This window comes from Nostoc sp., assembly GCF_036917455.1.
GTDB lineage: Bacteria > Cyanobacteriota > Cyanobacteriia > Cyanobacteriales > Nostocaceae > Nostoc.
Genome location: NZ_JBALDK010000140.1, coordinates 1 through 2,779, shown reverse-complemented (window position 1 = coordinate 2,779; position 2,779 = coordinate 1). Strand labels below are relative to the sequence as shown.

5 protein-coding genes are annotated in these 2,779 nt (G+C 40.9%); 3 read left to right on the top strand and 2 right to left on the bottom strand.

Translation table 11 applies throughout. From position 1 onward, the window contains the following. Positions 1–81 precede the first annotated feature (81 nt). Positions 82–714 carry an IS4 family transposase gene (locus V7K42_RS14295; RefSeq protein ID WP_334917178.1) on the bottom strand — a complete coding sequence of 211 codons (633 nt, stop codon included), beginning with the start codon at positions 712–714 and terminating at the stop codon, positions 82–84. Then, positions 701–880 carry a hypothetical protein gene (locus V7K42_RS14290; protein WP_334917176.1) on the bottom strand — a complete coding sequence of 60 codons (180 nt, stop codon included), beginning with the start codon at positions 878–880 and terminating at the stop codon, positions 701–703. Before V7K42_RS14290 ends, V7K42_RS14295 begins: the two co-directional genes overlap by 14 nt. Between V7K42_RS14290 and V7K42_RS14285 the strand changes: the two genes are divergently transcribed. The 3 genes from V7K42_RS14285 to V7K42_RS14275 all read left to right on the top strand — a co-directional run bounded on the left by V7K42_RS14285 (position 869) and on the right by V7K42_RS14275 (position 2,698). After that, positions 869–1,219, top strand: a complete 351-nt coding sequence (locus V7K42_RS14285; RefSeq protein ID WP_334917174.1) for a hypothetical protein — start codon at positions 869–871, stop codon at positions 1,217–1,219. The genes V7K42_RS14290 and V7K42_RS14285 overlap by 12 nt on opposite strands. A 379-nt stretch (positions 1,220–1,598) precedes the next feature. Next, entirely contained in the window at positions 1,599–1,745 is a 147-nt protein-coding gene (locus V7K42_RS14280) for a hypothetical protein (protein ID WP_334917172.1), read from the top strand. A 272-nt stretch (positions 1,746–2,017) separates the two neighbouring features. Next, positions 2,018–2,698 carry an aldo/keto reductase gene (locus V7K42_RS14275; protein WP_334917170.1) on the top strand — a complete coding sequence of 227 codons (681 nt, stop codon included), beginning with the start codon at positions 2,018–2,020 and terminating at the stop codon, positions 2,696–2,698. The last annotated feature ends 81 nt before the right edge of the window (positions 2,699–2,779 follow it).

Sequence of the window (2,779 nt, the reverse complement as noted above, 5' to 3'; positions counted from 1 at the left end):
AGTTAAGATGGCGGGAAAAAGTACGTTAAATCGTCTTGAACATGCAAGAGAAAATGTTTCTTCAAAAGCCGATAGCCGATATCATCGTCTTGAACTTGTTGACATACTCTCACCCGCCAAGCGGTAACTTTCCGCTTTACAGCCAGATTTGAGGATTTTGTGATACTCTTCTATCCGCCAGCGATACGTATACCACCGAAGGATTTGAGATGCTTCTGCCTGTGTTGTTACTAACTCGTTTGTCAGTAGCATCCACGTAACTGGTTCGCATCCGTCTGGCACATTAATCTCTGTCGCAAAGAGCGCATAAACGTTAAAGTTGCCTGACTTTTTTAACCGATAAGGAGGATTTATTGATACTGGACAATACCTGATTTCTAAAGTCGCAGTTCTTTCAGAGCGCTTTTTAGTTTCAGGTAATTCGACCTCTTTTATAAACTGCACTTCCTGGGATGTTACATACTCCCATAAATAAGAATTTTCTCCCTCTAAACAACGATTTTGAGCGGCTCTGACAACTACACCTGTATTTTTATTTTTACCTTGAAGTGCGAATACTTCTGCAATATCTCCTTCACGGTCAAAGACATGAATCACTCTTGTAAGTATTCCACCATCAGGCATTTCTAAACCCTTAAATAATTTGTTTACTTTTTGAAAAGCTTCAACCCATCGATAAGATTCTTTCTCTTTAAAAGCTCTATTCTTGGCGATTAAACGTTCTTTTTTTAACCGCTTTTTTTTTTGCCGTAGATGTTTCCCCTGGTGGTGGAGATGCTTTGTGTTGTCGATGCCACAATTTCTCCCATAATAGTCCTAGTGGCTGACCAAAGTCTGGGTCTAGTGCTAAAGAACATTGAATAACAAAATGGATATTCACAACTCAGTTACTTTTGTGGTCGGAGTTATTACGATATTTTCGGCTATTTACAAGCTGGCTCAAATTGAATCAAGCATCAATACTAAAATTGCAAACTTAGAATCGAATATGAATTCTAAAATTGCAAATCTAGAAGCCGCCAATTTTATTACAATTGATAACTTAAAAGATAAATTCAATGATAAATTTATTGCCTTGGATAGAAAAGTAGACATTCATTTACAAGATTATACTAACTATAAAGATGCTCTTCTTTTACAACACAATGGACTGATTGACATAATCAAGCACAATTGGAGCAAGACTGAAAAGCTCTTTAATAATGAAAGACAAAAATAAAATAAGTCTACGCGGGAGTTAACCCGGGAGCTTACTGGCTGGCTTGTATCGTGTGGGGATTTCTTCCAAAGTACAAATTCAAGCCCAGAACATCACCTAACTGACCACATTCTTTCTGAAAAGCTGGTCATCATGTCCCAGATAATTTGTTTAGGATCTTCTGCAATCATTGGTTTGTAGTTATGAATTATGAGTTGGTTGGATTGTTGATTGGGGCTGCCTTCGGCGTGGGACTAATGAAATTTAATCTCTATTTAGGAATTGCTTGGGAGCTAGGAATGGTATTTAATCTAGGATTTTGGATGACAAAAAATTCTAAATTGCGATAAGCTCCACTGGGCATTCAGGGTAACTGAAACTTTTATAGGAATTTTAGACAATGAAGATTAAGATTTTGGAACCAGAGCAAACTCTTCCTCGGCTGAAAAGAATTTCAGCTAGAGCATTGAGAGAGGCACAGGCCCAAGAAAGGCGTAAACAATTCCGTGACACATTAGAACGGATTAGACGGCTTTCTCGCCCATAGACTCACTGGGGATTCCTTACAACACAGTTCCAATAAACCCACAGCCAGTTGCTACCATACGGAAGCCTTTCTCTATTCAATGCTGTGCGAATTCCTGAATCGTATTCATAGAGTTCCCTGGCTTGAGTAAAAAGTAACAACTAGCGATCGCTCCTACAGCACGGCTAATCAGACATAATGCGAATAGTTTTTTAACAAAGATTGAATGACAGATATTGATTTTTGTCATTTGACTGATATTATAGTTTTATCACCACAGTGGAGAAGTTGCTATGTTGTCGCGTCAACTCGGAAAAAACGGTTCAACAATATCGGCGCTTGGGCTTGGCTGTATGGGTATGTCTGATGTTTATGGGCTAGCCGATCGCAACGAAAGTATTGCAACAATTCATGCAGCCCTTGATGCAGGTATTAACTTACTGGATACAGGCGACTTTTACGGCATGGGGCACAATGAACTGCTACTCAACGAAGCCTTAACAGGACGGCGGGAAAATGTCTTCATTGCTGTTAAATTCGGTGCGCTGCGCTCTCCTGATGGCAACTTTATTGGCTTCGATGGTCGCCCTGAAGCCGTAAAGACCTCACTTGCCTATACACTGAAACGACTGGGAACCGATTACATTGACCTTTACCAACCAGCCCGGCTCGATCCGAAAGTGCCTATTGAAGAGACTATTGGGGCGATTAGCGAAATGGTGAAAGCTGGATATGTTCGCCAGATTGGTTTATCTGAAGTGGGTGCAGATGTAATTCGCCGCGCTCATAGGACTCATCCAATCGCTTCGCTTCAGATCGAATATTCCCTGATGAGTCGTGGCATTGAAGATGACATCCTGCCAACCGTGAGAGAATTGGGCATTGCTGTCACCGCTTATGGAGTCCTCTCACGGGGATTGTTGAGCGGTCACTGGTCGAAAGAACGCTCTGAGCAAGTGCAAGACCATCCGTGAGAGGTTAGAATAAAGCGCCTTTTGTCAATCAGCTAAAATACTCAAAACAGTCTTAACAAGAATGATAATCGTGTATGGGGA

Coding starts and splice junctions, on each gene's coding strand:
- V7K42_RS14285 (WP_334917174.1), top strand. CDS start 869: ATGGATATTCACAACTCAGTTACTTTTGTGGTCGGAGTTATTACGATA.
- V7K42_RS14275 (WP_334917170.1), top strand. CDS start 2,018: ATGTTGTCGCGTCAACTCGGAAAAAACGGTTCAACAATATCGGCGCTT.
- V7K42_RS14280 (WP_334917172.1), top strand. CDS start 1,599: ATGAAGATTAAGATTTTGGAACCAGAGCAAACTCTTCCTCGGCTGAAA.